This window comes from Allobosea sp. P4_E12 (genome assembly GCF_056401655.1).
On record NZ_JBFUIY010000003.1, the window covers coordinates 129,135 to 155,775 of the forward strand.

Sequence of the window (26,641 nt, forward strand, 5' to 3'; positions counted from 1 at the left end):
ATGCAGGCATTTACCTGCATAACTTGCCCTCGCGGATTGAGTGAGGACGATGGACGCTGACGACGTGTTCAAGGCGCTGGGGGACCCGACGCGCAGAAAGCTGCTGGACCTGCTCTTTGAAAGGAACGGGCAGACGCTCGGCCAGCTCTGCGAGAACCTGGACATGGCCCGGCAATCCGCGACGCAGCATCTCGGCATCCTGGAGGCGGCCAATCTGGTGAGCACGGTCAGGCGCGGCCGGGAAAAGCTGCATTTCATCAATCCGGTGCCGATCCACGAGGTCTACGAACGGTGGGTCCGCAAGTTCGAACGTCACAGGCTCAGCCTGCTCCACGACCTGAAGAAAGACATCGAAGGAGACGAAGAATGACCACGGAAACGACCAGCTTTGTCTATGTGACCTATATTGTCGCGACGCCGGAGAAGGTGTTCGAAGCCATCACCAAACCCGAGGTCGCACGGCGCTATTGGGGCCATGAGAACGTCTCCGACTGGCAGGCCGGATCGGGCTGGCAGCATATCCGCGCCAATGACGCGCGGACCGTCGAGCTGGTCGGCAAGGTCGTCGAGGTCTCGCCGCCGTCACGCCTCGTCATCACCTGGGCGAGCCCCGCGCAGGCCGCCGATCCGGCGAGCCATAGCCGGGTCACCTTCGAGATCGACGATTATGACGGAATGACCCGGCTGACCGTCAGCCATGACGAGCTCCAGGCCGGCAGTAGCATGGCGAAGGGGATCAGCCAGGGATGGCCGGTGGTTCTTTCCAGCCTGAAATCCTTCCTGGAAACCGGCCGGGGGCTCGACGTCTTCGGCAAGAAGAAAGCGGCCTGAGCCCTTAAAGCATCGGCCCGAAAAGTGGATTCCGGTTTTCGGAAAAGCCGATGAAAACACAAAGAGTCAGAGCATCGGACCGAAGGGCGGAATCTGGTTCTCGGAAGAATCCGATGCTCGGACAAACATCTGGATCGCCCATCCCCGCGTCCGAACGGACGCGCGGCGATCCAGTGCCCATCGGCAACCTGGCAGCAGGAGAACGACGATGACCAGGCACTTTGCCGGCGGATGCGCCTGTGGCGCGATCCGTTACGAGACAAGCAGCGAACCCATCGTCGAGATCCACTGCCAGTGCAGGGATTGCCAGAAGCGAAGCGGCACGGGGCACAGTTCCTATCTGACCTTCGCCGGGCGCGCCGATGTGGCCATCGCAGGCGAAGCGAAGAGCTGGCGGGTGGCGGGCGACAGCGGGAACGACAAGATCCACGCCTTCTGTCCCACCTGCGGAACGCCCGTTTACCTGACATTCCAGGCCATGCCGGAGCTGATCGCGGTGCACGCGGCAAGCCTTGACGACCCCGGCCAGTTCAATCCGCACATGGTCGCCTATGGCATTCGCGGCCATGGCTGGGACAGGATCGACCCCGCGCTACGGGTCTTCGAGCGCATGCCGCCGGGGTGACCGGCGGCGGACGCGGAGCTTCGATGGACAGCCGGCGCCACCTTGTGAGGCGCATGGCGGCCGCCCAGCTGGACATATTACCGCCCGGACAGCGCCGCGGTCTCGGCAGCACAATCCGGCATCGGGTTCAAGCGCTTCACCTTCGCTGCCTTCACTTCCGCCTTCGCCGCCCTGAGGTCGGCAAGGAAGGCCGGATTGGTCTGCAGCCGCGCGACGGTCGCCGCCCCCATGATGCGCCCGGCATCGACATCGCTCTGCCAGTGGGCGTCGCAGATGACGCGGCTCTGCCCGAATTCGATGCCGCGCTTGAGCAATTCATTCGAGCGCTCGGGATTGATCTGCGCAAAGACCAGGGCCCATCCCCAGCCCGCGGCGGTGTGGCCGGACGGATAGGAGCCATCGGTCCTCAGAATCGCCTCCTGATCCGCCCTGCAGGTCGATTCGTTGTGAACGACGAAGGGCCGGATGCGGTTGTATTTGTTCTTCACGCCATAGGTGGAGAGGCCGAAATCGGACAGCATCTTCTGCGTCATCGCATAGAGGCGCGGGGTCTGCTTCTTGTCGATCCTGACACCCATCGCGCAGGAGAAATTGTCGGCTGCCTGCGGAAAGGCGAGATCGGCATCGGTAGAGGCGAGCTTCCAGCGGCTCGTGTTCCGCAGCGGGAGCGTCGCCTTGCGCGCTTCCTCGTCCCTGGCCAGCGCAGCCGAGTCCTTCTCGGGCGGCGGCCCCAGCAGGACCAGGCTGTCGGGCAGTTCGGACGGCTTGAGATAGCCCGGCGCGATCTTGAAATGCGGATCGGTGACCTTGGGCTGGGCTTCGCCCGCTTGCGCGAAGGCCTGCCCGCAGAGCGCGATGAGCGCAACCATCGAAACACCTGCGGCCCGAACCGCGCTCGCCGTCATAGACATATCCATTCCTTTCGCCATCGTCGAACTCATAGGCAGACCGGTCAGAACCGGTATGTTGCCGCAACCGCGGGACCGTGCTGCGTCACATCGTAGGAAAAACCGCCCCTGCGATAATCGACATGGAGCGCCCTGTAACCGGCCTTCAACGTCAGGCTCTCGCTCCAGGCGTAATTGACGCTGCCCAAGCCCTGCCAGGTCAGGTGCGAGCCGACGCCGAAGCCCCCGACATCGCCTGCAACCGTCACGCTCCATGGGCCACCGAGCTTGATTCCGAGCCGGGCGCCGAGGATGGGGTCGGCCCAGATCTCGGAGTCGCGGTGGTCGATCCGGAGATTGGCCGGGCCCGGCAGGACCTCCAGCTTATTGTTCAGGTTCCAGAACCGGACGCCGCCGCCCAGGTCCAGCGAAACGGCCGCGTCCTCATAGACGCGATAAAGGGCGGAGCCCTGCACGATCGTGCTCTGCGAGCGTAGCTTCAGCGCGGAGAAGAAGGGCCCGGGCAGGTTGCCGCCGGTCGTCACCTGCGAAAACTGGCCATCGACCAGGAAGCCCCAGCGGTCGATACGCATCTCTGCGGAGGCCATCATCGCGCCGTTCAATTCCTTCAGCACGTCGCGGAAGCGCAGGTGGATATCCGCGGCCGGCAGCGGCGGGAAGGTTGCGCTCTTTCCGTCGATCGCCGTCGCCCAGAGATAGCTCGTGATGGAGAAGCTTGGCCCTGAAGCAATGACAGGGGCTGGCGGCCGGGCTGGCTGCGGGAGATCGGACGCCCAGGCGGGCATGTATAATGCTGCCGACGTCAACGCGATGATGAGAGAGCGCACCGTTTCCCCTGACATTGATCTCTGGTCTCGTGGCCTGTCCGTGGCCTGTGTCGACCCGCCGCACGGGCGGAGCGACGGCGTTGCCGACCCTTCGTGCAGGCGGACCGTCCGCGGAAGCCGACGCCTCCGTGCCGCCGATCATGTCCCGACCGGCAGGCGAACTCCGTTCCCAGCATTTCGTGCATGGGCCGATCGCAGTCTTGCCATTTCGCGCCAATCGCGACCGGCTATTCTGCGCGTCGTTGGCGAATCCTGGGGTAGCCCTGCCCCAGGAAACGCGGCGCCCCGATGATCACGGCGAGATCCGATGGCTGATATCCCTTTGACGCGCGGCCAGTTCCTTCTGCCCTTCGTCGGAATTCTCGACGAGATGGGGGCGCCGACACATTCGCTCCTGGAGAAGTTCCGGCTTCCCTCGTCCCTGGAGGAGAAGAGCGACTTCTACCTGCCGCTCCTGCCGGTGCTGCGCTTCGCGGCAACCGCCGGGAGAACCCAGGGCATCGAGGATTTCGGCTTCCTCGCGACCCAGCGGCTGCATTTCCTGCATTTGAGAGAAAGGACCCGGGCGCTGATCGCGCACGCCCCGACACTGCTCGTTGCGCTCAGGCACGCCTGCCGCTGGGCGTCACGGGAGGATACGATCCTGAGCATGTGGATCGAACACCATGACGATCATGCGCGCGTCTGCAGCAGGCTCGCCGGGACAGATGGGCTGCTCAATCTGGAATACGCACAATGGATCCAGAATATTTTCCCGGTCTACATCATCCGGCAGTTTGCAGGGCCCGACTGGATGCCGGGAACGATCGCCTTCGAGACGAGGTACACGCCGGGTCCTGCGACGCGGGCCGCCTGGCCCAATGTGCAGTTCCTGTCAGGCCAGCACGCTGCCTGGATCAGCCTGCCGGTCTCCCACCTTGGTCTTTCCAACCGTTCGACCGACTCATTTGCCCCCCCGCACGATCACGCGGATGGTCCCTCGGCCTTTGACATCGTCGAACTGCTCAAGCTGATGTTGCCGGCCTATCTGGATGAGCGAACCCCGGCTCTGGCCGAGGTCGCGGAGATGGCAGGCGTCAGCGCCCGCAGCTTTCAGCGCAAGCTCGCCCATGTCGGCCTGACCTATTCGGACATCCTCGACACGGTCAGATATGAGAATGCGGCCAGGCTTTTGCGCGACACGGATTCCAGGATCATCGATGTCGCATTTTCGACCGGCTACACGGACCCGGCGCATTTCAGCCGCGCCTTCCGCCGCATTGCCGGCGTAACGCCGCGTCAGTTCCGTGAGCAATCGCGGCTGGGATGAGCGCGTTTCGAGGAGCCGATGGCGCGCCTTCGGCAATGCAGCATGGTTGCGATCCGGCCTGGATCGTCGCACCATCGCACCCGTCCTCACCGTCCGGATCGCATCTTGGCCCGCATCGACCTCCGCAACTCCTCGCGCTACTGGCACGACCCGCGGGTTCCGGGCCTGAGCTGCCTCGTTGCCGATTTCACCAGCCATGATTATGCGCCCCATAGCCATGACGGCTTCGTCGTCGCCGTCACCGAAGCCGGCGGCGCCGAATTCAAGAGCCGCGGACGCAGCGACGAGGCCAGGACCTCGAGCCTCTTGGTGTTCAACCCCGACGAGCCCCATTCCGGGCGGATGGGCTGGAGCCGGCGCTGGCTCTATCGCGGGTTCTACCTGACGCCACCGGCGATCGAGACGCTGAAGACCGCGCTGGGCCTGGATGAGACCGCCTATTTCAGCCGCAACACCGTCCACGACCCCGATCTGATCGAGGCTTTCCTCGGCCTGCACCGCATCCTCGACCAGGGCGACGATCCGCTTGAGGAGCGCGAGCTGCTGCTGCGCAGCTTCGGTGCCCTGATCCGGCGCCATGCCGCGGGCGAACCCCGGCTGGTGCTGCCGGCGCGGGACCGCGCCAAAGCCGCCCGCATCCGCGAGTTCATGCGGGAGCGTCATGCCGAGGACCTCACGCTGGAGCAGTTGGGGCTGGAGGTCGGTCTGACGCCGTTCCAGCTCATCGCCCTGTTCAAGCGCAGCACGGGGTTGACCCCGCATGCCTATCTCACGCAACTGCGCCTCAAGGCGGCGATCAGGGCGCTCGGGCGCGGCGCCACGATCGCCGCTGCTGCGCTCGACGCCGGCTTCTACGACCAGAGCGCGCTGACGCGGCATTTCAAGCGCAGCTACGGCATTACGCCGCTGCAATGGGTGCGCGCCGCGTCCGGCTGAAGCATCGGCAGGAAACGTGGATTGCGGTCTTCGGCAGAGCCGCCGCACACGGGCGATCTGATCGCGCTCTCAATTTTCGCCAATAGACACGCGCCGCGCCGCGCCACTCTCGCCTGCAGGCAAGCCCCTCGTCGGGGCTGCCCGCAAGGTGAGTTTCATGTCCCGCTATTACTGCCTCGATCATCCCGATGTCCTGACGCTGGCGACGGAGGTCGTAGAGACACGGCCAGGCCGGGTCGCGCTTTCAGAGAGCCCGTTCTATCCCGGCGGCGGCGGCCAATTGCCCGATCGCGGCACGCTCGCCTGGACTGGCGGCGAAGTCGCGATCGCGGGTTTCGAAAACGAGGGCGGCCGGCTCTGGCACATGCTGGCGGAACCGCTCGAACTGCCGGCGGCGCCCGTGGAAGCGAGGGTCGACGGGCCGTTCCGGCAGCTGATGCGGGCGCTGCACACCGATCTGCATATCGTGAATGCCGTGGTCTTCCAGGATTTCAATGGCGCGCTCGTCACCGGGGTGCAGATGAACGAGGACGGCACGGCGCGCATCGATTTCGACTTGCCCGAGGCGGATAACGAGCGCCTGCGCGCCATCGAAGGCACGGTCAACGATCTGATCCGGCGGGATTTTCCGGTGCGGCAAAGCCATGTCGCGGAAGCCGCGGCCTTCGCGGAGCCCGGCCTGATCCGCTCGCGCTCTGTCGCCCCGCCGCCGACGGCGGACGGGCAGGTCCGCATCGTCGAGATCGTCGGGCTCGACCGGCAGGCCTGCGGCGGCACGCATCTCGCGTCGACCGGGGCCTCGCCGCCGATCAGCATCCTGAAGATCGACAACAAGGGCCGGCATAACCGCCGGCTGCGCATCGGCCTCGCCGGCGTCGCGTAAGGCGCTCGCGATGTATCTCTTCCAGCGTCTCTGGTCGCAGCCCTTGCTGCTCCTGCCCCTGCCGCCGCTGTTCTGGGCCGGCAATCTCGTGCTCGGCCGGGCGCTCGCAGGATCCTTTCCGCCTGTCTCGCTGGCGGTCGGCCGCTGGCTCGTCGCGCTCGCCTGCCTGCTGCCCTTCGTTCTCGGCACGCTTCGTGCGCAGCGGCAGGCGCTCATCCGCGCGCGTGGCCTCGTCTTCGCCTGCGGCGCCTTCGGCATCGCCGGCTACAATGCGCTGGGCTATCTCGCCCTGCAAAGTGCACCGGCCGCGAGCGTCGCCTTCCTGAACTCGACCCTGCCGCTGATGGTGCCGCTCGCCGCCTTCATGCTCGGCGTCGAGCGTGTCTCGGCCCGCACGCTGGCCGGCATCGCCATCTCCTTCGTCGGCGTGAGCTGGATCGTCGCGCGCGGTGCGCCTTCGACGCTGTCGGGCTTGAGCCTCACCGGCGGCGAGCCGCTGGTTCTAATCGCGGTCGCCAATTACGCGGTCTATTCGGTGCTGCTGCGCCGCCGCCCGGCCGATCTCGACCCGCTCCTCTTCCTAGCCGCGACGATGGCGGCGGGGCTCCTGGTGCTGCTGCCGTTCTGGATCTGGGAGCTCGCCCAGGGCGCGACGATCCCGATATCGCCCGGCCCGATCGCGGCGGTTCTCTATATCGGCGTCTTCGCCTCGCTGCTCGCCTTCATCATCTGGAATCGCTGCGTCGGTGCGCTGGGGCCGAGCGTGACGGGCGCCTCCTTCCATCTCGTCGCCCTGTTCACCGCCGCCCTCGCCTTCCTGCTGCTCGGCGAGCCCGTGCAGCCGTTCCATCTCGTTGGCGCGGCCTTGATCCTCGGCGGCTTCGGCCTCGCCGCCGCTGGCGGCCGCCCGTCCGTATCCCGACGCCCCGGAGAAGCCAGATCATGACCGTGTTTGCGCAGGAGGATTTCGCCGATCACGAGCAGGTGGCGTGAACGGCGATGACTGCGACGATCGCCCTGCTCGCGGAACTGGTCGGCTTCGACACGACATCGAGCCGCTCGAACCTGGCGCTCGTCGAGCGCGTCGCCGACCGCCTCGACGGCATCGGCGCCCGTGTCCGGTTGAGCCATGACGAGGGTCGCGGCAAGGCCAATATCCTCGCGAGCTTCGGCCCCCGCGCGCCGGGCGGCGTCGTCCTCTCCGGGCATACCGACACTGTTCCGGTCGACGACCAGAGCTGGTCCTCCGACCCCTTTCGGCTGAGCGAGCGCGACGGCAGGCTCCATGGCCGCGGCGCCGCCGACATGAAGGGTTTCATCGCGGCCTGCCTTGCCGCGGCGGAGAGTTTTGCGGCCACCGATCTCGCGCGGCCGATCCATATCGCGCTGTCCTATGACGAGGAGGTCGGCTGTCTCGGCGTGCCCGACCTGATCGCCGATCTGCTCGCCCATGAGGAGATGCCGGAGCTCGCCATCATCGGCGAGCCGACCCTGATGCGGCTCGGCGACCGCCATCGCGGCTTTCTCGGGTTCCGTACCCGTTTCGAGGGCAAGGCCGCGCATTCGAGCGATCCGAGCGCGGGGGCGAGCGCGATCTATCCCGCGGCCGATTTCGCCGGCTTTCTCAGGGCGGTCGGGCACCGCGCCGGGGCGATAGACCGCACGACCGTCAATCTCGGCCGGATCGAGGGCGGCTCGGCGATCAACATCGTGCCCTCCGCCTGCGAGCTGCTCTGGGAATTCCGGCCGGTCACGCCTGAGGATGCCGAGGAGACCGAACGGCTGGTCGCCGCCTATCTCGCCCGCGCAACGCCGCCCGACATCCGCCAGTCGACGCGAAGGCATTTCCATGTTCCGCCTCTGGCGAGCGCCGGCGACGAGCCGGCGCTCGCTGTCGCCGCCGCGCTCGGCGGCATCGGCCCGCCCTTCGCGATGCCCTTCGGCACGGAGGCCGGTTTCTTCCAGGCCGCCGGCATCTCCGCGGTGGTGTGCGGGCCCGGCTCGATCGCGCAGGCGCACCAGCCCGACGAGTGGATCGCGCCCGCGCAGCTCGAGGCCGCCGACGCCTTCCTGGCCCGGCTCGCCGGCTGGGCCGGCCGCCGTCACTCCTGAAGGGCCGCGCCCACGATGCCGGTTTCGCCGGCGCAGGCGACCGGAGCCGGCGCGCTATTCGATCACGCGATCGGCGCGTTCGATCAGAGCTGGCTTGACCTCGATGCCGAGCGCATCCCAAGCGATCGTCATCTCAAGGTGGCGACACTTTGGGAAACGGATGCCGCGGCGGCCATGACGAGGGGCGCGAAGCGGGTTCTCGCCTCCTCCGGCGTGTAGCGCGTGCTCGACACGCTGATATTGAGGGCGCAAAGCGGCTGTGCCTTCGCATCGAGCACCGGGGCGGCGATCGAGAGATCGCCATGATAGAACTCCTCGAAGGCCGTCGCATAACCTTGCGCAGCCGAGATTTCGAGTTTCTCCAGCAAGGCTTCGAGAGTGCAGGTCGTGGAGGGCGTATAGGCCTTCAGGTCGCTCTGCTGCAGGATGGCCCTGGCTGCGGCCAGAGGCATGCGCGAGAGCATGGCGATGCCCGGCGCCGTGCAGAAGGCCGGCATGTTCGTGCCCACGCCCACGTCGCTCGCCAGGACATGCCGACTCAGGAACCGTGAAACGAAGGTGATGTCCGTGCCGTCCAGGACGGTGAGATTGATCGTCTCCTCGGTCTCCCGGCTGAGATGGAGCAGATACGGCATGGCTCGTTCGATCAAGGGGCTCGATCTGACGTAGTTGTTGCCGATGTTGAGCGTCTTCGAGGTCAACTCGAGATGCCGGTTCTTGTCGTTCTTCTTGAGATAGCCGAGCTTCGTCAGCGTATGCGCGAAACGCTGGGCGGCGCTCTTGTCGAGATCGGCGACGCTCGCGATCTCCGCCAGGCTCAGGCTCGGACGAGCCGGGCTGAATGCGGCCAGCACCCTGAACGCCTTTTCGACCGAGCGCACCATCAGCGGATCGGTCCGCTCCCCGGCCGCCGCCGCCCCTTCGCCCTTCGCATCCCCGTCTCTCGATCGCTCAACCATGGACCGCCTCCCCGACTCGATTGACACCTGGCATCGAAGCATAATACAATACGATGTATTAGATTGCAATACGAAAATACAGAGGTTTCGCCGTGACTGTGGGAGTTGTGGAAGAACGACGGGGAGAGATCGCGCTGATCACCCTCAACAAGCCCGAGATCCTCAACGCCTGGGACACGCCCATGAGGGCGCGCCTGCTCCAAGCATTTCGCAGCGCAGCGTCCGATCCGGAGGTGCGCGCCATCGTCCTGACCGGCACCGGCGAGCGCGCCTTCTGCGCGGGGCAGGATCTGCGCGAGGCCCGGAGCTTCGATGCCGACCGGGCGGAGAGCTGGATCGGGGAATGGGAGACGCTCTACGACACCATCCGCTCCCTGCCGAAGCCGCTCGTCGTCGCCCTCAACGGGCTTGCGGCCGGCTCGGCCTTCCAGGTCGCCCTGCTCGCCGATTTCCGCATCGGACATGCCGGGGTCCGGATGGGGCAGCCCGAGATCAATTCCGGCATCGCGAGCATCACCGGTCCCTGGATCATGCGCGAGATGCTCGGGCTAGCGCGGACGACGGATCTGACGCTGTCCGGGCGGATGATGGACGCTGAAGAGTGCCTCCGCATCGGCGTGATCAACCGCCTGGTGCCACGAGAAGCCGTGCTCGACGAGGCGCTGGCGCTGGCGAATGACCTCGGCGGGAAGGCCCCGCTGGCCATGCGCCTGGACAAGCACTGGCTTCGCGAGATGACCGAACCCGGCTTTCGCGCCTGCATCTCCGCCGCCGTTCGCTTCCATCGCGAATCCTACGGCTCCGGCGAGCCCGCGAAACGGATCGAGGGCTTCCTCAATCGCGGAGAGCAACGGTGAGGGCCGCTGCCTTGCATCTCTCCCGGGCCCTCCCCGGCATCGCCTTGCGGACTTTCCCATGACGGGCGAACTTCAGGGTTTCACCGCCCTCCTCCGCCAGCGGGCCGAAGCGGAGCCGGAGCGCATCTTTGCCCGCTTCGACGGCGTGGCGTTGACGTTCGGCGAACTCGAGCGCCAGTCGGCCTCATGTGCTGCCGCGCTACGGGGCTGCGGGTTGAATCCGGGCGAGCGCGTCGCCGTCATGATGCGCAACGCAGTTGCGGTCCTGCCGCTGCTCTTTGGCCTGGCCAGGGCGGGCGTGATCTGGGTTCCGGTCAATCCCCGCCAGCGCGGCGAGGGACTGAAATATCTCCTGGAAGACAGCGCGCCCCGGCTCGTCTTCGCGGATGCCGACCTCCTGCCCGAGATCCGGGCAAGCCGGGCGGAACTCGATGGCACCGCATTCGTCACGGACGCCGCTGTCGAAGGCGCCTTGCATCTCGGCGACATCCTGTCCACCGAAGCGACCTTCGCGGAAGAAGAGCCCGATCCCCTGGCGCCTTTCGCGCTCATGTACACCTCCGGCACCACCGGGCGGCCAAAGGGCCTGGAGGTTTCGCACTCCATGCTGCGCGTGGCGGGAGAGGCCGCCGCCATCGTCTCGGCCGTGCGCCGAGATGACGTCCTCTTCGTCTGGGAGCCTCTGTTCCATATCGGCGGCGCCCAGCTCCTCGTGCTGCCGCTCTTGCACGACGTCACGCTGGCAATGGTTCCGCGGTTCAGCGCGAGCCGCTTCTGGGACGAGATCCGCCACGCCAAGGCCACCCATGTCCACTATCTCGGCGGCATCCTGCAGATGTTGCTGAAGCAGCCTCCCGACAGTCGCGATCGCGACCACGGGGTCCGGATCGCCTGGGGTGGCGGCTGCCCGGCCGATATCTGGGTGGCCTTCCGGCAGCGCTTCGGCATCGAGATCCACGAATGCTATGGAATGACCGAGACCTCCAGCATCGCCACCTGCAATATCGCGGGGCCGGAAGGGGCGGTCGGCAAGCCCCTGCCCTGGTTCGACGTCGTCCTGATCGACGACAAGGGCCGCACCGTGACGGAGCCCGGGCAGCGCGGGGAGATCGCCGTTCGCTCGAAGCGACCGGGCGCACTCTTCACCGGCTATCTCAACAATGCCGAAGCGACGGCGGTGGCGTTCAGGAACGGCCTGTTTCACACCGGCGACGTCGGCAGCTGGGACGCGACAGGCCATCTGCATTTCCAGGGGCGCATCAGCGACAGTGTGCGCTGCAGGGGCGAGAACGTATCGGCCTGGGAAGTGGAGCATGTCGCCGCCCGGCACCCGGCCATCGAGGATTGCGCGATGATCGGCGTGCCGAGCGAATTCGGCGAGCAGGACATCAAGCTTTTCATCAAATCCAAGCCGGGCAGCGTGATCGATCCCGCCGCCCTTTCCCATTGGCTCGAAGCGCGCCTCGCGCCCTATCAGAACCCGCGTTTCATCGCGCAGGTCGATGACTTCGAGCGTACTCCCAGCGAGCGCATCATGAAGCACAGGTTGTCGAAGGCCACCACGGACTGCTGGGATCGCGGCACGCGCTCCGATGCAAAACAATACGCCAATATCGGTTCGGAGGTGCGCACGTGACCCGGTCCCAACTCCCAGAAATCCGCATCGGCGTCGATATCGGCGGCACGTTCACCGACCTCGTCGGGGTGCGCTCGGACGGCGTCCTGTTCGTCGAGAAGGTCCTCTCCTCGACCGACGACTATAGCCGCTCGATCGCCAAGGGCATCGCGATCATCCTGGAGCGGGCTCAGTTGCCCGCATCGGCGGTGACGGAGATCGTCCATGCGACGACGGTTGCGACCAATGCGATCCTCGAAGGACGCGGCGCCCGGACCGGCCTGATCACGACTGCGGGCTTTCGCGACGTGCTCGACATGCGCCGGCATCGCCGCCCCGACATGTACAATCTGGACTGGGTCAAGCCGCCGATCCTGGTGGAGCGCTACCTGCGCCGCGAGGTCGGCGAGCGCATCGATGCGCAGGGCAGCATCGTGCGCCCGCTCGACGAGCGCTCGGTCCATGCGGCGATCGACCGGCTCCTGGAGGAGAAGGTCGCGTCCTTCGCGGTCTGCCTCATCAACGCCTTCGCCAATCCGGTCCATGAGCAGCGCATCGGCCAGATCCTGCGTGAGCGCGTGCCCGGGGCCTCGATCTCGCTCTCGTCCGAGGTGCTTCCCGAGGTCAAGGAATACGAGCGGACGAGCACGACCTGCGTCAACGCCTATGTCCGGCCGGTGATGCAGCTCTACCTGGCGAGCCTCCAGGAACGCCTGGCGGAGATGGGCATCGTCGCGCCGCTGCTCACCATGCAGTCGAATGGCGGCATCATCAGCGCCAGGATCGCCGGGGAACGGCCGGTCAACATCATCGAATCCGGGCCGGCAGCCGGCGTGATCGGCGGCGTCTCCACTGCATTCAGGGCCGGAGAGCGCAAGGCGATCACCTTCGACATGGGCGGCACGACGGCGAAGGCCGCGCTGATCGAGAACGGCGAGGCGAGCCGTATCGGCTCGCTCGAGGTCGGCGCCGGCATATCGAGCTTCAGTCGCCTGACCACGGGTGGAGGCTACACCATCGGGACGCCGTCCATCGACGTCGCCGAAATCGGCGTCGGCGGCGGCAGCATCGCCTGGCTCGACGAGGGTCGTTCGATCCGTGTCGGCCCGCGCAGTGCGGGCTCGAATCCCGGCCCCGTCTGCTACGGGCTGGGCGGCACGGAGCCGACCGTGACGGACGCCAATCTGGTACTCGGCCATCTCAACCAGACCCACCTGGTCGGTGGAACCCTGCCGGTCGACCTCGAAGCCGCGCGCCGGGCGATCGCCCGCGTCATCGCCGAACCGCTCGGCATGAGCGTCGAGGACGCAGCCTACGGCATCGTGGCCGTAGCCAATGCCGGCATGATCCGCGTCATCCGCGCGATCTCGTCCGAGCGCGGCCAGGACCCGCGCGACGCGGCGCTGATCTGCTTCGGCGGCAACGGGCCGGTGCACGCCGTAGAGCTCGGGCGCCAGCTCGGGATGCGCAAGGTCGTCGTGGCCGTCACGCCCGGCGTCTTCAGCGCCTACGGGCTGCTGCATACGCCGATCGAGCACAGCTACTCAAAATCGACCTATTGCGCACTCGACGAGGCCTCCCGCGCCGGGGTCGCGTCCAAGCTGGCAGAACTCGTCGCCATGGCAAGCCGCGACATGACGGATGCCGGCTACGGCGAGATCCGCGTCAGCTATCGCGTCGAAGGCGACCTGCAATACCGCGGCCAGGGCTCCACGATCGCGACGCGGATCACCGACGGCGTCGCGGAGCTCGGCGATCTCGCGGAGGTGCTGGGCCGCTTCCATGACGAGCATCAGCGCATGTTCGGCTATTGCATGCGCTCGGAAGCCGTCGAGATCGTGACGCTGCGCCTCTCCGCGCGCATCGTCCAGGACGACCATGAGGCGCTCCACCGCTATACCGTCGACCGTCCGCACCAGGTCGCCGAAGGCGAGATGCGCCGGATCTATTGCGGTCCCACGGCCGGCTATCTCGATGCTCCCGTGACGACGCGCGAGGCTCTCGGCAGCGAGCCCCTGCCGGGGCCGGTGATCGTCGAGCAATACGACACCACCATCGTCGTGCCGCCCGGCGCCTCGATCAGCCGCGACGACACCAATACGCTGACGATCGATATCTGGACGGAGGCAAGCGCCTCCTTCGGCGACGAGCGTTTCGACGGCGTCACCCGGGAACTCGTGCGCCACGGCCTCGAGACCCTGGCCGACGAGATGGCGCTGACCTTGATCCGCACCTGCCGCTCGCATCACGTCAAGCATACCGGCGATTTCTCGACCGCCCTTGCCGACGCGCAGGGCCGGCTGCTCGCGCAGGGCATGACGATCCCGCTCCATCTTGGAGCGATGCCCGACGTCATCGAGGCGGTCATTGCCCGCCATGGCGGCGACATCCACGAGGGCGACGTCTTCATCATGAACGATCCGTTCGGCGGTGGCATGCACCTGCCGGACATCTTCCTGGTGAAGCCGGTCTTTGCGGAAGGCCAGCATGTCGCCTTTACCGCGGCGATCGTTCACCACCTCGACATCGGCGGCAACACGGCCGGCGGCAACTCGCCGCTGAACACCGAGACCTTCGCCGAGGGCCTGCGGATCCCCGTCCTCAAGCTGTTCCGGCAGGGTAAGCCCGATCCTGCAATCCTGCCCATCCTCCTTGCCAATGTGCGCGTGCCCGACAAGGTGCGCGGCGACATCGATGCCCAGCTCTCGGCATGCGAGCGCGGTGCGCATGACTATGCCGCCCTGGCCGCGCGCTACGGCGTCGCCAATCTCAAGCGCTACGAGAACCAGCTCCTCGAAGCCTCGGAAGCGGTCGCGCGGGATACGATCCGTGCGATTCCGGACGGAAGCTATTCCTTCGAGGATTTCCTGGACGATGACGGCATCACCGAGGATGCGATCCGTATCGCGCTGACGATTACGATCGACGGAGACGAAGCGCTGGTTGACTGCACCGGCAGTTCGCCCCAGGTGGCGGGCGCGCTCAACGCGACCCTGTCAGCGACGAAGAGCACCGCCTATCTCGCCTTCCGCTGCCTGATGCCGCCTCATGCGGCAACGAATTCGGGCTATATGCGGCCGATCACGGTCATCGCGCCGGAAGGGACCGTGCTCAACGGGGTCAGCCCGGCGGCGGGCGCGGCCCGGGCCATCACCACCTACCGGCTGATGGACGCGCTGTTCGGGGCGCTCAGCAAAGCCCTGCCGGGACGGATCATGGCGGCGGGCGATGGCGGATCGCTGCTTCACACCTTCTCGGGGCGTTCGCCGAACGGCAAGCCGTTCATCTTCGTCGACATGCTGCGCGGCTCCTGGGGTGCGCGGCCGGGCGCCGACGGCCTGGACGGCACCTCGCTCGCGCTGGCCAACGCATCCGCCGTCCCCGCCGAGGTCGTCGATCTCGAGGGCATCGTGCGGCTCGAGCATTGGAGCTACGTGCCCGATACCTGCGGCGCCGGACAGTTCCGCGGCGGCATGGGCGTGATGCGGGAATACCGTTTCCTCGCCGATGCAGGCAAACTGCAATACCGCTCCGAACGCCGGAAATTCCTGCCCTATGGCCTCGCCGGGGCGCATCCTGGCACCCCGTCCTTCGTACTGCTCGATCCTTATGGCGAACCGCAGCTCCTGCCCGGCAAGGGCGAGGTGCACCTGCGCAAGGGCATGGTGATCAGGGTCTGCCAGTCCGGCGGCGGCGGCTATGGCTCCCCGCTCGACAGGACGCCGGACGCGGTCGGGCGCGACATCCGTGACGAATTGCTCGGCGTCGAGGCTGCGCGCGAAATCTACGGCGTGGTCGCGACCTCGGCCGGCGCCGTCGATAGTGCTGCGACGACGGCGTTGCGCGCCCAGATGAGGCCGGCCAGGCCAAGCGTCGGCGAGGCGCGTGTCCTGCCCGCCGCTGATGCCGATCTATCGGCGATCGTCGAGAAGGCCGGCCGGCTGATGGAGCATTCGGCCCCGGTGATGCTGAGGAGGGCACGCGGATGACCGGTGCGACTGGCGCAAGGCCGCTCGCCGCACTCGGCGCCGGCGTGGAGATCAGAAACCTGAGCCTGGCCTATAGCGGCTTCAAGGCGGTGGACGACGTCTCGCTCGACATCGCCTCGGGCGAGTTCGTGACCCTGCTGGGGCCGAGCGGCTCCGGCAAGACGACGACGATGATGGCGATCGCCGGCTTCGTGGGCGGCTATTCCGGAACGATCTCGATCGGGGGCAACCCGGTCGACGATCTGCCGCCGCACCGGCGCAATCTCGGTGTCGTCTTCCAGCATCTCGCCCTGTTCCCGCACATGACCGTCGCGGACAACATCGCCTTTCCGCTGCTGATGCGCGGTGTTCCTAAGACGGAGATCGCGGGCCGTGTCCAACAGGCACTGGATCTCGTCCGGCTCAACACTCTGGGCGACAGGCTGCCTGCCCAGTTGAGCGGTGGCCAGCAACAGCGCGTGGCGATCGCCCGCGCGCTCGTCTTCTCGCCTCCGGTCCTGCTGCTCGACGAGCCTCTCGGTGCGCTCGACCGCAAGCTTCGGGATGCGCTGCAGCTCGAGCTGAAGGAACTCCATCGCGAGCTCGGCATCACGATCATCCTCGTCACGCATGATCAGGTCGAAGCCATCATCCTGTCTGACCGGGTCGCGGTGATGAATGCCGGCCGGATCGCCCAGATCGCCACGCCGAACGAGCTCTACTTTTCTCCGGTCAATCGCTTCGTGGCCGATTTCGTCGGCGAGTCCGTCTTCGTTCCCGCCGTCGTGCGCTCGGTCGAGGCGGGGCGCTGCGTCGTCGAGGCCATGGCCGGCCAGCACTTCCATGCCCGCCACATGCACGGGCCGGGCGTCGGCGAGGAGGTGCAGATGATGCTCCGGCCCGAACATATCCGCCTCTCGCCGCAGCCGGGTGACGAGAACGGGGTCGTTGGCACCGTGACCGGCAGCATCTTCCTCGGCGACCACACAAAGGTGCGGATCGCGCTTCCGGGCGGCAGCACGATCGCGGCTGTCGAAGACAATCGCGGTGCCCAGCGTGAACCGGGCGCCACGGTCCGCATCGGCTGGGGCGCGGCAGATGCGCTGGTTCTGCCTCCCGGCTAAATTCGTATCGAAATACAATACGAAGTAATTTATTGCAGTACCAAAGGCACTCACGTAGCCTGAGTGCTCAATCAAGAAAAAGCAGTGAGGGGATGAAGGAATGAGATTACCGAGTTTCACCAGGCGCGGGGTCCTCGGCAGCTTCGGTGCCATGGCCTTGACGACACCCTCGGCCCTGCTCGCGCAATCCGGCGAGCGGATCATCGTCGCCTCCTATGGCGGGCGCATGCAGGACAGCCAGCGCGCCGCCTATTTCGAGCCCTTCACGAAGGAGACCGGGATCGGGGTCACCGATGCGACCGGAATCACGCTCGCCAAGGTCCGGGCGATGGTCGCCAGCAGGAATGTCGAGTGGGACGCGTTCCTGGCGACGCATGAGGAGCTCGAGGCGCTCGCGGAAGCCGGGCTCCTGGAAAAGCTCGACTACAGCCTTCTCGACAAGGCGACCATGGCGGAAATCGACCCGCGCTTGCTGCATCCCTACGGCGTGGGCTCGCAATATTACGCCTCGGTGATCGCCTACAACACCAGGAAGTATACGGCTGACAATCATCCCCGGACCTGGGCCGATGTCTGGGACACGGCCAAGTTTCCCGGACCGCGCGTGTTCCCGGCCGGCAGCTACCAGCTGCGCCCGATCGAGCCTGCCCTCCTCGCGGGCGGAACCACGGCCGAGAAGCTCTATCCGCTGGATCTCGAAAAGGCCTATCGCAGCCTGGCCAAGATCCGGCCGAGCGTGATCAAATGGGTCAGTTCCGGCAACGCCGCGCCGCAGGCCCTGGTCGATGGCGAGGCCGATATCGCGATCGCCAATCATGGTCGCATTTCCCAGTTGCGCGACGAGGGCGCACCTGTCGACTACGTCTGGGACGGCGCCGTCGTGACCGCCTCGTTCTGGGCGATTCCGAAGGGCGCAAAAAACTACAAGAACACCCTGAAATTCATCGAGTTCGCCTCGCGCGCCGAGCGTCAGGCGGATTTCGCCAGCCGCATGCCCTATGGGCCCTCCAACATGAAGGCGTCTGCGGCACTGCCGGCAAAAATCGCAAGGGACAATCCCGTTTCGTCCGAGAACCTGCCGAAGGTGGTCTTCATGAACGCCCAGGCCTGGTCCGAGAAGACAGGCGGAAAATCCGCCCTTGAGCGCAATGTCGAGATGTGGAACCGCTTCATCCGCGAATGAACGCGCCTCTTGAAGCGACCGGCGGCTGAAGGCCGCCGGTCAAAGGACCCAGGCTGTCGCCTGGGACGCAAGGCAACAGCTTGAATGCGGACTGAACAATGAGTGTCGCTCGTTCCTCGTCATTTCACGTCCGGCTTTCGAAGCCCGGATTGCTCTTCGTCCCCGCGCTCGCCTTCCTGATCATCACCTATATCGTCCCGATCCTGGGCTTGCTGACGAAGAGCTTCGGCAGCGACGGCTGGACGGTCCGATATTATGCCGAGGTGCTGTCGGACACCCTGCTCTGGCGTGTCTTCGCCGACACGTTCATCCTGGCCCTGCAAGTGACGCTCATCTGCGCCGTGGTCGCCTATCCCCTCGCCTATGTGGTGCTACGCCTGTCCGAGCCCATGCAGAAATGCGTGCTGCTCCTGATGCTCATGCCGCTCTGGACGAGCGTTCTGGTGCGCGCCTATGCGTGGATCGTTCTGCTTGGCCGGCAAGGGATCGTGAACGACGCACTTCTCAAGATCGGGGCCGTGCCGGAGCCGCTGCAGATGCTCTACGGCCGCTTCGCGGTGGCGCTCGGCCTCGTCCATCTTCTGATCCCGTTCGTATTCTTCCCGCTTTTCGCGGTCATGCGCCGTTTCGACGGAAAGCTCCTCTCCGCAGCAGGAAGCCTCGGCGCCAACCCGTTCATCGCATTCCTGCTGATCTTTCTGCCCCTCACCCTGCCCGGGCTGCTGTCGGGCAGCCTGATCGTCTTCCTCCACGCCATCGGATATTTCGTGACGCCGGCCATCCTTGGCGGGTTGAAGGAGGTGACCTACGTGATGTTGATCGAGGAGCAGGTCAACAACCTGTTCAACTGGGAACAGGCCTCGGTCATGGCCGTCATCCTCCTGGTCGCGACGCTCGTCATCGTGCTCGTCTGTGCCCGCTCGCTGGGCCTGATCGAAGGCAGCGGCGACAAGCCGGCGAAGCGATCAAAAGCCTTTGCGCTGATGCTGCGCGGAGTGGGAGCCCTCCAAGCGCTTCATCGCCCGTCGCCCGGCCGAAAGCCGGGGCGCCGCCTCGCGCAGGGCTCCACTGTCGCAGCCGACCTACTCGGCAAGGGCTTTGCCGTGGTGACGCTGCTCTTCCTGCTCACCCCGATCTTCATCCTGCTGCCGCTGAGCTTCAGCGCCTCGCCATTCCTGCAATTCCCGCCCTCCGACTGGTCGCTGCGCTGGTATGCGACGTATTTTTCGCGGCAGGACTGGATCGGGCCGACCATCACCAGTTTCCAGGTCGCCTGCGTGACGGCGATCCTCGTCACGGCCCTGGGGCTCGCCGCCGCGATCGGCGTGACCCGCTCGCGTTCGCGCTGGGCCCCGATCGCCCTGGCGCTGATGCTTTCGCCGGCGATGATCCCGACGCTCATCATTGCCGTCGCGCTCTATTTCCAGATGTCGGCCATCGGGCTGGCCGGGACCAGGGCCGGGCTCGTCATCGCCCATCTGGTCATCGGCCTTCCCATCGTCGTGCTGATCCTGATCGGTGGATTGCGCCGTGCGGATCAACGCCCGGAAATGGCGGCGCGAAGCCTGGGCGCCTCTCCGGTCCGTGCTTTCATGAAGACGACCTTCGTGATGATCCGGCCCAGTATCGTAGCAGCCGGGCTCTTCGCCTTCCTCGCTTCCTTCGACGACGTGACGGTTGCCCTGTTCATCAGCGGCACCAGCGCGATGACGCTGCCGGTGAAGATGTGGGAGAGCGTGCGGCTGGAGCTTGATCCAACACTGGCCGCGGTATCGAGCGTCCTGGTCCTGATCTCGATCGCCTTGCTGTCGCTATCGGAAGTCGCGAAGCGGTGGGGGCCGAAACGGGTTTGAGCCCTGACCGGTTCGGCGGCAACGCGTTTGGAGTCGAGGATGCGCGGTATAGGAGCTTCAAGCCGTCTCGGACTGCTGACGCTGACATTTGCCGCGGCGCCAGGACTGGCGCCGGCCTCCGCTCAATCCATCCCCGAGCGGGCGAATTTCGACCCGATCGCCGTGGTCGATGGCATCAGGATCAGCCGGACCGAGTGCGCGGCGCTGGAAGCCAAGAATACCGCGATCTGGCTCGAAACCCAGGCGACATGCCTGCGATATTATGCGGCCGGGCTGAAACCTGGCTCCGGCACGATCCCCATCGCCGCGATCTGGCTGAACGGCGACGTACTGGGACCGAAGGGGGCGAATGCGGACAAGCGGCAAAGCGGCTTCGGCCCGACGGAGATGGTCGCGCTGCAGCAGAGGCTTTCGGCCCGCTTCGGCATCCCCTCGATCTTCCTGGGGCGGCCCGGAACCTATGGAAGCGCCGGCAAGCACTACACGATGCGCGGTCGCCCCATCGAAGCGCAGCTCATCTCGGCTGCGCTCGACGGTCTCAAGGCGCGGTATCACATCCAGTCATGGGCGCTCGGCGGGCATAGCGGTGGCGGCACGCTCGTCGCGGAGATGCTGGCGCAGCGCGACGATCTGCGCTGTGCGGTGATCTCCTCCGGCGCAGCCGCCTATCGCGCCTATCTGGAAGCACGCGGCCTCGTGAGGCCGGGGCAGAGATCGGAGCGTTTCGACCCCTCGGCTGCGCTCGACAAGGTGCCGACCGATCCCGCACGGCGCGTCTTCGTGATCGGTGATCCGCGCGAGACGAATGTGCCGTTCTCCTCCCAGAAGCTCTATTTCGAAGGCCTTGCGCGCCGCGGCCATGCGGCCTGGCTGATCCCGCTGGAGCGCGCCACGGATGCCCGCCACCATGATCTCGTCGATTTCGGCGAGACGGCGAACGCGCTCTGCGCGGCAGGCGCGGGCACCGACCGGATCGTCGGCACGCTCACCTCCATGCCGGCACAGGGACCTCGCTTGTCAAACTGAGCTGTTGCAAGTGCCAAGCGGTGGCTCAGATGGCGCGAGATTCCCGTTGGCCGCCTTGGTCGGGAGTTGACAGGTCGGCGCCAGACCCTGCCCTCGCCCTCAGATTGAGATTCATCCCTGTCCTCTATCGCATTGGAAAGACGAGGTTTCCAGAAGAGGGCAGGCGGTACCCGGAGATCGGCGACGCGCGATGCTGGAGCTCTTTCCCGAACGGGATGGCGAGCGGGCTACTCCAGATCGGGACACCGGTCGCGCGCGCTCCAGAAATCCTCCGTCGTCCCCAAAGCCACTCTGCCGAAGGACGCGTATTGCGACGCGAACGGCGGATGCTGCGCCTCGCCACCATGCGAGCTGGCCGAGATTGGGGCCGGGGCGTACCGGGCCCGGGCGCCCTCCCCGGCGATCCGGCCCCGGGCTGGCGAGCCTCGCAAAGTAGCTCCCGGATATGGCCGAGACTAATCTGGAAATTCTCCAGTCTATATCTGCCCATTTTCCAGACCGTCGGCACTCAGAGCGAACCACGACTCAGCGATCATCAATTCACCTATCGTCATCGCGGCATGCAATTGGGGCGTGCCCTCGGATAACGGCATATCGCGCCGCATCCGGCGGCCTATCCTCTTGCGTAAGACTTTTCGTCATCTCCAATATTGACGCTCGCGTTAGCCAAGCAAGCTTAGCGCTGCCCCAGCGTCTCTGCCGCGGAATCGACGCACCACCTCGACGCGAAACGATGTTGCACGACATTGGACGCTCGCATAACAATCGACCTGTCGAACAATGCTTTCGGCCCAGGATCCAGCGGATCGCTGGCCTTTACAGGGATGCACAATAACTCGGAGGAGACATCGATGACTCGACGTATTCGCTTCGTGTTGCCTTATACGTTACTGGCCTCATTCGCCCTATCCGGGGCGGCGACGGCCCAAAGCCCCGGCGGAACGCCCGGGCTCACCAGCACCACGGTGATGTCCGGACGCGAGCTGACCTGGGACATGGCCTTCCTGCCCGACGGCACGATGTTCTTCACCGAGAAATGCGGTGGGCTCTCGGTCCGGCTCCCCTCCGGCAAGATCAACGCCCTGCTCGGCATCAAGGATTCCAAGAACTACCCCCAGACCGCGTCCGACCTCTTCTGCAGCGGCCAGGCCGGCATGAGCGGCGTCGCGATCGACCCCGACTTCAACAACAACCGCTTCATCTACGTGTCCTCGGCGTCGAACATCACCGCGCCGGGAACCAATCGGGTGCTGCGGCTCGTGGTCAGCCCCGATCTGACCAAGGTCTCGAACCGGCAGGATATCGTCACCGACATCGCCTACAAGGCGGCGCCGAGCAACCATCCCTTCGGCGATGCCGGCGCGCATAATGGCGGACGCCTGCGCTTTGGCCCCGCGGACGGCTTCCTCTACGTGACGACGGGCGACACCCATAATGGCGAGGTGCCGCAGGGCCCGACCCGCATTGGGGGCAAAGTGCTGCGCATCGACCGGGACGGCAAGGCCGCGCCCGGCAACAACCCGCCACAGGGCTTCGATACGCGCGTCTTCACCTACGGCCACCGCAACCCGCAGGGCATCTGCTTCCGGCCCGGCACCAACCAGCCCTACACGGCGGAGAACGGCCCCTGGCATAGCGACGAGGTGACGGCGCTGACCGCCGGCGGCAACGCGGGCTGGGATCCGCGCCCGAACATCGCCGGGCGCGCCGACTGCCCCGACAATTATTGCGGATACTCGCCGAACCAGATGGGCGCAGTGGATCCGAAGGAGCGCTCGGCCTTCATGCCGATGACCGACACCAAGACCTATCCCAACGCGATGAAGCCGGCCTGGAACAACGACACGCTTTCGCAGGGCATGTCGTCATGCGTATTCCTGAACGGCCCGCAATGGAAGGACTGGAACGGCCGGATGGTCGTGACCTTCATGGGCATCGGCATCCACGGAACGCCGGTCGGCAACCGCCTCGACGTGCTCAACATCGCGCCCGATGGCGCGTCCGCCACGCGCAGCACGGTGTCCCTGCCGATGCCGGCCGGACGCTTCCGCTCCGTCGTGCAGGCGCCTGACGGCAGCATGTACGTGGCCACCGACCAGGGCGACGTCTACCAGCTCAAGCCCAACTGAGCCTGATGGGCAGCCGCGCCTGCCGCAGCGGCGGCGCGGCCGACCTTCCGTCTGCGGGCCCAGCCTGGCCGCGCCCGCAGACCTGACGCGATCAGCATTCGCAACCGCTTCGGACAGCGACCAGCACGAGACGATACGGACAGATGGAGCTTGGGCTTCTCGCCTGGCGGCGGACAAGTGCCGGCTCCGGCAGCGCTCGCGTTTCAGCGCATGTCCCGCAGATCATCGCGTGCCTGGCCGCCCCGACCGGAGAGCCGATGATGATCCTTGCGTTGGTGCTGTCCGCTTCGTTTCGACCACTGTTCCGCGATACCGACCGATCCGGATCGCGCATGATGGGAAGCCTGGTCCATGGTTGACTTTCGCCACCTCGCCGCAGCCGCTTTCGTCGCGCTTCTGGCATCCTCGCCCGCTTTCGCAAGCCCCGAACTGGCCAGGAGCAAGAACTGCGTCGCCTGCCATTCCATCGAACGCAAGATGATCGGTCCAGCCTACAAGGCCGTGGCCGAGCGTTATGCCAAGGACGAAGCCGCGCTCAAGACCTTGAGCGAGAAGATCATGAAGGGCGGGGGCGGCAATTGGGGTCAGATGCCGATGCCGCCTCAACCTGGCGTCTCGCCCGAGGAGGCCGAAGGTCTGGTGAAGTGGATTCTGTCCCAGCAATAGGGACCGTCGTCGGCGGCAGCGGCGGCCTCCGGCACCGGTGCCGCCAGGTACTGGAGCCGCTCAGCGGGTCACCCCCCCGTCGATTAGGACGACTTCTGCTTCCAGCCCAACTCTGACAATCTCGGCGGAGTGTCGCGACGTCGACAGCCGGTCTGCTGCGCGACCGACAGCGGAGAGGAATGCAAGTGATGAAGCGCATCTTCGTAGCCACGGCCCTTGCGGCAAGCTTCGCCGGGCCCGGCCTGCTTGCCGCCCAGGATCTCCCGCGGTCGATTGTGGAGCTCGGCTTGACCGACATTCAGACCCGCCCGAAGCCGCACATCGCCTATGGCAGATATGTCTACGGCACCCTGCCCGGCGGCGCTCGCATCAAGGTCGAACTGGAGCAGAACGGGGAAATCGATGAAATCGAAGCGCGGGGGCGCGGCCTCTTTCCCATTGACCAGATCCGCTCGCTGGTTCCAGCCCCGGCGCTGCAAAACCCGTCCTGGCCGGCCGGTGCTACGCTCGAAAGGATTGAGTTCGAGCGAGACGGACGCATCAAGATCGAAGGCCGCCTTGCCGACGGGATCAAGTTCGATGCCGAGTTTGCAGCCGATGGACAGCTGATCGATTTCGATAGGGACGGCTGAAGACGCGGCCAGCGCGCGCGAGTGGCCTCCTGCCAAAGGTCGATGCTACCAAGATGCAGGAATCGCCGCGCAGCCACACGCCGTCCGTGTCGCGAAGCATTTGCGACGTGAGACGCGCCAGCTTCTGTCATTCCGAGGCTATGCGGCCACCGTCCGTATCTGGGAAAGCTGCCCAAACAAAATGGGGCTCGGTTCCCTTTCGAACCGTCGGAAGCCTGAGGAGGGCTGATTGAAAGGCAGGGGGTTCTACGTATGGCTTACCGTCTTCGTCGTGGTCGTGGGCGTTCTGGTTTGGAGCCTCAGCCCCGGCCCTTCGGAACATCCATCGATCGGAGGGGGCGGTTATGACCTCTCCGGCCCAGTTTACACCTTGGTGCTTCTGGCATTCACGGGCCTCTGGACGCTTGCAACACTGCTGACCGGCCTGAACCACAGCGAGGCAGGGACCCGTCGTCGCGCGTTCATCCTGGCGGTCATCGGCCTCATCACCTTCTCGCTGTCGATCATGATCTGGGGCAACAACCTGAGTTAGCGGGCACGCGGGCGTGACACTGGAAACAGGCTATTCGCGAGGCGCRGGTCGATCGTCGATCCCACCGGCGTGCCTATCTCGAGTCGAGCAAATTGCGTCCCACGTCTGCGGGAAGCGAAGTGCGCCCCGATCCAGTCTGAGGCGCATCGCTCGACATGACCGATCGCTATCGTTGCATGTGATGCCCAAACGGTTGCAACTATAGCAGTTCGCGAACCTTCGCGCGGGCTGCTTCGCAGCAGCTCAACAACGGGCAGAGGTCTCGCGAGGATGAAGACCCTCATTGATTCCACCAATGCGCTGATCGGTGGAATGGCGGCGATACGCCGCCAATTCGGCGTGCCGGAGCAGTTTCCGCCCGCGGTTCTTGCAGCGGCGGAAACTGCTGCCCATCGCGCGCCGACCGCGCATGTCGACCGCACGGACCGGCCTTTCGTCACGCTCGACCCCGCGACATCGACGGATCTCGACCAGGCCTTCACGATCGAGCGCAGCGGCAACGACCTTTTGCTGCATTACGCCATCGCCGATGTCGCTTGGTTCGTCGACGATGGCGACGCGGTCGACCGGGAAGCGTGGCAGCGCGGCACGACGCTCTATCTGCCGGACGGCAAGGTCGGGCTGTATCCGCCGGTTCTCGCCGAGGGCGCCGCGAGCCTCCTGCCCACCGGACCTCGGCCGGCGGTGATCTTCACCACCCGGATCGACACCGATGGCAACGTCCATCTCGACAATGCAGAGCGGGCTGTCATCCGCAGCACCGCCAAGCTCGCCTATGACAGGGTCGGCGCGTCTGATCTGCCGCCCGATTTCGATGAACTGGCCCGCCGCATCGAGGCTGCCGAGAGCCGGCGCGGCGCAGCGCGCGTGGACCCACCTGAACAGGAGGTCGATGCTCTCGGCGACGGCCGCTACCAATTGATCTTCCGCCCGCGCCTGCGCGCCGAGGAGCAGAACGCCACCCTGTCCCTGGCCAGCAATATCGCGATCGCGGCTGCACTCCTGACAGCCCGGACCGGCCTGTTCAGGGTCATGCAGGAACCGGATCAGAAGGCCGTCCAGCGCCTGCGCCAGACCGCGCGCGCCCTGGGCCTGTCATGGCCGGAGATGGAGACGCTCGTCCAGTTCGAGAAGACGCTGAATCCCGCCGACAGCAGCCACGCGGCCTTCATGCTGGCGGTGCGGAGGGCTAGCGGCGGCGCGAGCTATGTTCCCTATCGCGAAGGCATCGTGCCGTGGCATGCGCCGATGGCGGCGACCTATGCGCATGCCACGGCACCGCTGCGCCGTCTCGCCGATCGCTATGTGGTGCGCGCCGCCCTGGCGGTGGCGAACGGCCAGCCGGTTCCGCCAGCGGTATCGGCCGCATTCGAACAACTGCCTGCGGTGATGGCGCGGGCCGATGCGCGCGACGGTCAAGTGGACCGGGACGTCATCGATCTGGCCGAAGCTCTTATGCTCCAGGGCAGCGAAGGAACCGCGTTCGAGGCGGTCGTGACCGACGCGGATGAGCACGGCCTGCGCATCCAGCTCTGCGAGCTGCCGGTGGTCGCGCGGGTTCGCGGGCAGGACAGCAAGCCGGGCGATAGGATCCGGGTCAGGCTGACATCTGCCGACCCCCTGCAGAACATGATCACCTTCGAACGAGCAGGTTGAGGGCGATGAC

General features: G+C 65.9%; 23 protein-coding genes. 20 read left to right on the plus strand and 3 right to left on the minus strand.

What is annotated here, in order from left to right; translation table 11 throughout:
* The first annotated feature begins 49 nt into the window (after positions 1 to 49).
* The 3 genes from AC1DW9_RS04400 (at position 50) to AC1DW9_RS04410 (ending at position 1,456) form a co-directional block, all read left to right on the plus strand.
* The gene (locus tag AC1DW9_RS04400; protein ID WP_441491268.1) at positions 50 to 370 is read left to right on the plus strand and encodes an ArsR/SmtB family transcription factor; all 321 of its coding nucleotides are present in this window, start codon (positions 50 to 52) and stop codon (positions 368 to 370) included.
* Positions 367 to 831 carry an SRPBCC family protein gene (locus tag AC1DW9_RS04405; RefSeq protein WP_441491267.1) on the plus strand — a complete coding sequence of 155 codons (465 nt, stop codon included), beginning with the start codon at positions 367 to 369 and terminating at the stop codon, positions 829 to 831. The genes AC1DW9_RS04400 and AC1DW9_RS04405 overlap by 4 nt, the downstream gene beginning before the upstream one ends.
* Before the next feature lie 208 nt (positions 832 to 1,039).
* Positions 1,040 to 1,456, plus strand: coding sequence for a GFA family protein (locus tag AC1DW9_RS04410; protein WP_441507319.1), 417 nt, complete (start codon positions 1,040 to 1,042; stop codon positions 1,454 to 1,456).
* A 77-nt stretch (positions 1,457 to 1,533) separates the two neighbouring features.
* On the opposite strand, the gene AC1DW9_RS04415 is transcribed toward AC1DW9_RS04410, so the two are convergent.
* Complete coding sequence (locus AC1DW9_RS04415) at positions 1,534 to 2,361, minus strand: acid phosphatase (RefSeq protein ID WP_476855035.1); 828 nt, start codon at positions 2,359 to 2,361, stop codon at positions 1,534 to 1,536.
* A 47-nt stretch (positions 2,362 to 2,408) separates the two neighbouring features.
* On the minus strand, positions 2,409 to 3,149 hold the full coding sequence (locus tag AC1DW9_RS04420) for a porin family protein (protein ID WP_476776014.1): 741 nt from the start codon (positions 3,147 to 3,149) through the stop codon (positions 2,409 to 2,411).
* 349 nt (positions 3,150 to 3,498) lie between these two features.
* On the opposite strand from AC1DW9_RS04420, the gene AC1DW9_RS04425 reads away from it, so the two are divergent.
* The 5 genes from AC1DW9_RS04425 to argE all read left to right on the plus strand — a co-directional run bounded on the left by AC1DW9_RS04425 (position 3,499) and on the right by argE (position 8,431).
* Positions 3,499 to 4,500 (plus strand): helix-turn-helix transcriptional regulator, encoded by a 1,002-nt coding sequence (locus AC1DW9_RS04425; RefSeq protein ID WP_441491263.1) that lies wholly within the window; start codon positions 3,499 to 3,501, stop codon positions 4,498 to 4,500.
* A gap of 105 nt (positions 4,501 to 4,605) precedes the next feature.
* Complete coding sequence (locus tag AC1DW9_RS04430; protein WP_441507316.1) at positions 4,606 to 5,436, plus strand: AraC family transcriptional regulator; 831 nt, start codon at positions 4,606 to 4,608, stop codon at positions 5,434 to 5,436.
* A 157-nt stretch (positions 5,437 to 5,593) separates the two neighbouring features.
* On the plus strand, positions 5,594 to 6,319 hold the full coding sequence (locus AC1DW9_RS04435; protein ID WP_476768642.1) for an alanyl-tRNA editing protein: 726 nt from the start codon (positions 5,594 to 5,596) through the stop codon (positions 6,317 to 6,319).
* 10 nt (positions 6,320 to 6,329) lie between these two features.
* Positions 6,330 to 7,265: a DMT family transporter gene (locus AC1DW9_RS04440; protein WP_441491260.1), complete on the plus strand. Its 936-nt coding sequence runs from the start codon at positions 6,330 to 6,332 to the stop codon at positions 7,263 to 7,265.
* A 53-nt stretch (positions 7,266 to 7,318) separates the two neighbouring features.
* Complete coding sequence (argE, locus tag AC1DW9_RS04445) at positions 7,319 to 8,431, plus strand: acetylornithine deacetylase (protein WP_476776015.1); 1,113 nt, start codon at positions 7,319 to 7,321, stop codon at positions 8,429 to 8,431.
* Between the two features lie 128 nt (positions 8,432 to 8,559).
* Here argE and AC1DW9_RS04450 read toward each other — a convergent pair whose 3' ends face one another.
* Complete coding sequence (locus AC1DW9_RS04450; RefSeq protein ID WP_476776016.1) at positions 8,560 to 9,390, minus strand: IclR family transcriptional regulator; 831 nt, start codon at positions 9,388 to 9,390, stop codon at positions 8,560 to 8,562.
* Between the two features lie 92 nt (positions 9,391 to 9,482).
* Between AC1DW9_RS04450 and AC1DW9_RS04455 the strand changes: the two genes are divergently transcribed.
* The 12 genes from AC1DW9_RS04455 to AC1DW9_RS04510 all read left to right on the plus strand — a co-directional run bounded on the left by AC1DW9_RS04455 (position 9,483) and on the right by AC1DW9_RS04510 (position 26,631).
* Entirely contained in the window at positions 9,483 to 10,247 is a 765-nt protein-coding gene (locus AC1DW9_RS04455; RefSeq protein ID WP_476776017.1) for an enoyl-CoA hydratase/isomerase family protein, read from the plus strand.
* Positions 10,248 to 10,305: 58 nt separating this feature from the next.
* Positions 10,306 to 11,883: an AMP-binding protein gene (locus tag AC1DW9_RS04460; protein ID WP_476776018.1), complete on the plus strand. Its 1,578-nt coding sequence runs from the start codon at positions 10,306 to 10,308 to the stop codon at positions 11,881 to 11,883.
* Positions 11,880 to 15,851: a hydantoinase B/oxoprolinase family protein gene (locus AC1DW9_RS04465; protein ID WP_476776019.1), complete on the plus strand. Its 3,972-nt coding sequence runs from the start codon at positions 11,880 to 11,882 to the stop codon at positions 15,849 to 15,851. The genes AC1DW9_RS04460 and AC1DW9_RS04465 overlap by 4 nt, the downstream gene beginning before the upstream one ends.
* Complete coding sequence (locus tag AC1DW9_RS04470; protein WP_476776020.1) at positions 15,848 to 16,954, plus strand: ABC transporter ATP-binding protein; 1,107 nt, start codon at positions 15,848 to 15,850, stop codon at positions 16,952 to 16,954. The genes AC1DW9_RS04465 and AC1DW9_RS04470 overlap by 4 nt, the downstream gene beginning before the upstream one ends.
* 100 nt (positions 16,955 to 17,054) lie before the next feature.
* Positions 17,055 to 18,137, plus strand: coding sequence for an ABC transporter substrate-binding protein (locus AC1DW9_RS04475; protein ID WP_476776021.1), 1,083 nt, complete (start codon positions 17,055 to 17,057; stop codon positions 18,135 to 18,137).
* 98 nt (positions 18,138 to 18,235) lie between these two features.
* Positions 18,236 to 19,990 (plus strand): ABC transporter permease subunit, encoded by a 1,755-nt coding sequence (locus AC1DW9_RS04480; protein WP_476776022.1) that lies wholly within the window; start codon positions 18,236 to 18,238, stop codon positions 19,988 to 19,990.
* 39 nt (positions 19,991 to 20,029) lie between these two features.
* Positions 20,030 to 21,016 (plus strand): alpha/beta hydrolase family protein, encoded by a 987-nt coding sequence (locus tag AC1DW9_RS04485; protein WP_441507311.1) that lies wholly within the window; start codon positions 20,030 to 20,032, stop codon positions 21,014 to 21,016.
* An 851-nt stretch (positions 21,017 to 21,867) separates the two neighbouring features.
* Positions 21,868 to 23,145: a PQQ-dependent sugar dehydrogenase gene (locus tag AC1DW9_RS04490; RefSeq protein WP_476776023.1), complete on the plus strand. Its 1,278-nt coding sequence runs from the start codon at positions 21,868 to 21,870 to the stop codon at positions 23,143 to 23,145.
* A gap of 351 nt (positions 23,146 to 23,496) precedes the next feature.
* Positions 23,497 to 23,811 (plus strand): c-type cytochrome, encoded by a 315-nt coding sequence (locus AC1DW9_RS04495; protein ID WP_441507309.1) that lies wholly within the window; start codon positions 23,497 to 23,499, stop codon positions 23,809 to 23,811.
* 188 nt (positions 23,812 to 23,999) lie between these two features.
* Positions 24,000 to 24,443 carry a hypothetical protein gene (locus AC1DW9_RS04500; RefSeq protein ID WP_476776024.1) on the plus strand — a complete coding sequence of 148 codons (444 nt, stop codon included), beginning with the start codon at positions 24,000 to 24,002 and terminating at the stop codon, positions 24,441 to 24,443.
* A 229-nt stretch (positions 24,444 to 24,672) separates the two neighbouring features.
* The gene (locus tag AC1DW9_RS04505) at positions 24,673 to 24,975 is read left to right on the plus strand and encodes a hypothetical protein (RefSeq protein ID WP_476776025.1); all 303 of its coding nucleotides are present in this window, start codon (positions 24,673 to 24,675) and stop codon (positions 24,973 to 24,975) included.
* A gap of 270 nt (positions 24,976 to 25,245) precedes the next feature.
* Positions 25,246 to 26,631 (plus strand): RNB domain-containing ribonuclease, encoded by a 1,386-nt coding sequence (locus AC1DW9_RS04510; protein WP_441507306.1) that lies wholly within the window; start codon positions 25,246 to 25,248, stop codon positions 26,629 to 26,631.
* The last annotated feature ends 10 nt before the right edge of the window (positions 26,632 to 26,641 follow it).

Bases quoted from the DNA above. Each gene is read 5' to 3' on its own strand.
- AC1DW9_RS04400 (WP_441491268.1), top strand. From the start codon at position 50: ATGGACGCTGACGACGTGTTCAAGGCGCTGGGGGACCCGACGCGCAGA.
- AC1DW9_RS04405 (WP_441491267.1), top strand. From the start codon at position 367: ATGACCACGGAAACGACCAGCTTTGTCTATGTGACCTATATTGTCGCG.
- AC1DW9_RS04410 (WP_441507319.1), top strand. From the start codon at position 1,040: ATGACCAGGCACTTTGCCGGCGGATGCGCCTGTGGCGCGATCCGTTAC.
- AC1DW9_RS04415 (WP_476855035.1), bottom strand. From the start codon at position 2,361: ATGACGGCGAGCGCGGTTCGGGCCGCAGGTGTTTCGATGGTTGCGCTC.
- AC1DW9_RS04420 (WP_476776014.1), bottom strand. From the start codon at position 3,149: ATGCCCGCCTGGGCGTCCGATCTCCCGCAGCCAGCCCGGCCGCCAGCC.
- AC1DW9_RS04425 (WP_441491263.1), top strand. From the start codon at position 3,499: ATGGCTGATATCCCTTTGACGCGCGGCCAGTTCCTTCTGCCCTTCGTC.
- AC1DW9_RS04435 (WP_476768642.1), top strand. From the start codon at position 5,594: ATGTCCCGCTATTACTGCCTCGATCATCCCGATGTCCTGACGCTGGCG.
- AC1DW9_RS04440 (WP_441491260.1), top strand. From the start codon at position 6,330: ATGTATCTCTTCCAGCGTCTCTGGTCGCAGCCCTTGCTGCTCCTGCCC.
- argE (WP_476776015.1), top strand. From the start codon at position 7,319: ATGACTGCGACGATCGCCCTGCTCGCGGAACTGGTCGGCTTCGACACG.
- AC1DW9_RS04450 (WP_476776016.1), bottom strand. From the start codon at position 9,390: ATGGTTGAGCGATCGAGAGACGGGGATGCGAAGGGCGAAGGGGCGGCG.
- AC1DW9_RS04460 (WP_476776018.1), top strand. From the start codon at position 10,306: ATGACGGGCGAACTTCAGGGTTTCACCGCCCTCCTCCGCCAGCGGGCC.
- AC1DW9_RS04470 (WP_476776020.1), top strand. From the start codon at position 15,848: ATGACCGGTGCGACTGGCGCAAGGCCGCTCGCCGCACTCGGCGCCGGC.
- AC1DW9_RS04475 (WP_476776021.1), top strand. From the start codon at position 17,055: ATGAGATTACCGAGTTTCACCAGGCGCGGGGTCCTCGGCAGCTTCGGT.
- AC1DW9_RS04480 (WP_476776022.1), top strand. From the start codon at position 18,236: ATGAGTGTCGCTCGTTCCTCGTCATTTCACGTCCGGCTTTCGAAGCCC.
- AC1DW9_RS04485 (WP_441507311.1), top strand. From the start codon at position 20,030: ATGCGCGGTATAGGAGCTTCAAGCCGTCTCGGACTGCTGACGCTGACA.
- AC1DW9_RS04490 (WP_476776023.1), top strand. From the start codon at position 21,868: ATGACTCGACGTATTCGCTTCGTGTTGCCTTATACGTTACTGGCCTCA.
- AC1DW9_RS04495 (WP_441507309.1), top strand. From the start codon at position 23,497: ATGGTTGACTTTCGCCACCTCGCCGCAGCCGCTTTCGTCGCGCTTCTG.
- AC1DW9_RS04500 (WP_476776024.1), top strand. From the start codon at position 24,000: ATGAAGCGCATCTTCGTAGCCACGGCCCTTGCGGCAAGCTTCGCCGGG.
- AC1DW9_RS04510 (WP_441507306.1), top strand. From the start codon at position 25,246: ATGAAGACCCTCATTGATTCCACCAATGCGCTGATCGGTGGAATGGCG.